At 42.5% G+C, this 3,473-nt stretch carries 3 protein-coding genes; all 3 read right to left on the bottom strand.

The genetic code is table 11. The features are described 5' to 3' along the window. On the bottom strand, positions 1–458 hold a 458-nt coding region (locus B9T16_RS26985; RefSeq protein ID WP_410246207.1), incomplete at its 3' end, for a ClpX C4-type zinc finger protein. A gap of 339 nt (positions 459–797) precedes the next feature. Further along, positions 798–1,724 carry an RluA family pseudouridine synthase gene (locus B9T16_RS26980; protein WP_410246206.1) on the bottom strand — a complete coding sequence of 309 codons (927 nt, stop codon included), beginning with the start codon at positions 1,722–1,724 and terminating at the stop codon, positions 798–800. A 6-nt stretch (positions 1,725–1,730) separates the two neighbouring features. Continuing rightward, positions 1,731–3,473, bottom strand: a 1,743-nt coding sequence (locus tag B9T16_RS26975; protein WP_410246205.1) for a TolC family protein, incomplete at its 5' end; no start/stop codon positions are given.

Here is a 3,473-nt window from a genome sequence, read left to right as displayed (position 1 = left end):
TTACCACATCCAGTCGGCCCCATTAGTAGAATATTCGACTTCTGTAATTCTACCTGCTCGTCGCTATAGCCTTGGGTTTCGTCAAAGCCTTGATTGCTAATGTTTTCGGCATCTACACTAAGACGCTTGTAGTGATTGTAGACTGCCACTGATAAGACTTTTTTGGTATTGTTTTGGCCAATGACGTGCTGATCCAGGTACTGTTTGATTTCCACTGGCTTAGGAAGTTCTGTTAGGGGTGTTAGTCTCGTTGGGGAAGGAGATGGTCTAGTTTCTACACCTAGACCCGGTTGTGGTTTATTTCCAGCCCTTTCTGAAAACTCTTCTTCCAGGATTTCATTACAAAGTTCCACACACTCATCGCAGATATAGACCCCGGGGCCTGCGATTAACTTGCGAACTTGTTCCTGAGATTTGCCACAAAAAGAACACCGTAAATGGGAATCATACCTGGACATATTTAACCTTATTGTCGATAGTTTCTAGCTTTTCTGGGGGAAAAAAAATCTTTAAGTAAATCTAAAGATTCAGTCATTTCGCCCCTGTTGGGTTTTCTAGCCGTGTTTTGCTCTACCTTAAACTTAACATTTAATCATGCTAATGTGGTAGCTAATACTGTTAAAAGATGTTGCTAACTATTTGACCAGCCAACAACCAAGATCAACAGGGATGGGTTGACAGGTGGGGGTAAATTATGATATATTTTACCTACGCGATCATCTTTCATGATAACAGAGGTAAATTGAAAAAGCAACCCAAGTCCTGCTCCCAGGGTCAACTCACGCGCTGATTGATAATTAACGATCGCGTAAAACCTTTAATAGAGTCGTCATGGTGTGAGGTAGGGGGGCGATCGCTTCTATTAATTCCCCGGAAGTGGGATGCTGTAGCGTCAGTTTCCAGGCGTGAAGGGCTTGTCCGGGGAGGTTGACTCCTACGGAGCGACCTTTTCCATAGACGCGATCGCCCACGATAGGATGACCAATGCTGGCGCTGTGAACGCGAATTTGGTGGGTGCGACCTGTCTCTAGTTCAAATTCTATCAAAGTATAGTTTCCCAGGCGTTCCTGGACCTGCCAGCGGGTGATAGCGCTACGTCCGCCTTGGTGTTCGGGTACAATTGCCATTTTTTTGCGATCGCTGTGGTGGCGACCTATAGGCTGGTCAATGACACCGGAGGTAGTTTTAGGGACACCATAAATGATGCCCAAATACTGGCGGCGGGCGGTTTTAGCCTGAATTTGAGCCTGTAGGTGTTGGTGGGCGTGGTCAGTTTTGGCGATCGCGATCACTCCCGTGGTATCTTTATCTAGGCGATGAACTATGCCGGGACGCTGTACGCCGCCAATACCAGCTAAGGTTTCACAATGGGCTAATAGGGCGTTGACTAGGGTATCGTTTGCGTGTCCTGGGGCTGGATGAACTACCAAGCCAGCCGGTTTATTTATGATGAGTAGTTCTTCGTCTTCATAGAGTATATCTAGGGGGATATTAGTAGCCTTTAATTCCAAGGGAATGGCTGGGKGGATTTCCACTTGAATGCGAGCGCCAATTTGAACTGTAGCCTTTTTGGAGGTACAGGGKGAATTATTTACCCAAACATGACCCGACGAAATTAAGGCTTGTAAACGGGATCTAGACAACTGCTGCACCCTTTCTGATAACCACCTATCCAGGCGTTGATTTTCCCCATCTTGCTCTTCACAAATTAATTCAATAACCATAGATTTTTAAATTTTACTGTCTGTTTCCACAATAATATCCCATCTTTCTAAGGTTGTGCCTAAAATTCGGTCTAATTCAGTTAAAGAGTTGAGGTAATCAATTTGGGCATTTAATTCCGCATTTTGGGCGTTAACTAAATCATCTTGAAACCGGACCAAATCGACTACCGAAGTATTCCCGACACCTAGCCTAATCTTTTCTTCTTCGTTATTTAGTTCCTGTCTCCTCAATTCTGTCAACTCTTTAGCCAACTCTAATTTTTGATAATTATCCCGAACATCCCGCACAGCATTAGCTACATTAATATCAATTTGTTGTCTTTCTTCTTCCAAATCGTTTTGGGCTTGAATTAGACTAATGCGACGGCGTTCAAACTCTTGTTCAATAGTGCGATCGCCCAATTCTTTACTAAACACAATTCCCGCCCTTAATTCCGTTCTATCTTCCACAAGATTGGCGGAGGGGTTGTGTCGAATTACTGTATCAAAATCAATCTGCCATCGCCGATTATTTTCAGCTACTATTAAAGCAGTTTCTGCCTTTTCTATTTCTAGTTTTGCTTGTAAATAATCCGGTCTATTTACTAAAGCAATTTCGCGAAATTCTGGAAATTCTGGCATGGCTAGTTCATCCAAATCGATTTGGACAGCCACCGGAATAATATCCTGCTCCAAATCCAGAATATTCAATAATGCTAATTGTTGTCTTTTCAGGTTATTTTGAACATCTAAAAGGCTAATTTCATTATTTTTAACTCCGCGTTGGGCGGGGATTAAGTCAATAGCCGGAAGACGACCTACATTGATTAAAAACTGAGTGTTTTCTACTTGTTGTTGAGAGGAAGCCAAGGACTGCGCTTGAATTTTGACCCTTTCCTGGGCTTGGATTAAATTTCTATAGGCTAAAATTACCTCGGTGATTTGGTCAATCAAAGTATTTTTGAGGTTTAAAATATTAATCGCTTCATCAAGGCGAGCAATTTTAATCGAGGCGCGATTTACTTCCATCCCACCATCTCTTAAAAGGGGTTGTCGGAAGGATAATTCTAAATTCTGTCTTAATCTATTTTCCGCATTAAAGCTGCTTCCTTGTCTTTCGCCGCGACCTGTCCAGCCCATATTTAACTCTCCCCCTGTGGGAATTTTGATAACCATTTGGGCTCCTAAAACTAAGCCTGATGTCATAGAAATACTTTGTCCCCCCTGTTGAATATCTTGCCATTCAATTGATAAATTGGGGGTAAACTCTGGGGAAAATTTATCTTCGGCTACTTGTAAATCTCGACGCTGTATAATTCGTTGTAGGTACTGATTTTTAATGTTTCTATTATTAGCCAGGGTCAGAAATACCACATCTTGTATAGTTAATTGGACACCATTCTCTTGATTTTCTGGGATAAACTGGGGAATTTCTGGGGAGGGTGTACTTTCATTTTGAGGGGAATTAATGACGGGTTGAGATTGACTAAATTGGGGGGAAATTTCTATGCCATTTAACCAATTATCTAGGGTATTATTGACACTATATTCTGCTGATTGGGGGAGAGTTGCGGCAATGGTTGGTCGGGGTTGGGGGTTAGCGATCGCCTTTTGATTGCTATCTCTTTCTGAGGAATATTCTGGGGAGATAATCTCTGAATTAAGCCCATTTGGCGAGGGTTCAGCTTCTACTTTTAACGGAGATAACCGGGCTATATTTCCCAGAATTCGGGGAAGTTTAAACCGAGTTTTTTCTGTGGTATTATTTTC

The sequence above is a fragment of the Arthrospira sp. PCC 8006 genome (assembly GCF_046480465.1).
GTDB classification, from domain to species: Bacteria; Cyanobacteriota; Cyanobacteriia; order Cyanobacteriales; family Microcoleaceae; genus Limnospira; species Limnospira platensis.
The sequence above is the reverse complement of the archived record's forward strand: the minus strand, read 5'-3'. Positions and strand labels throughout refer to the sequence as shown.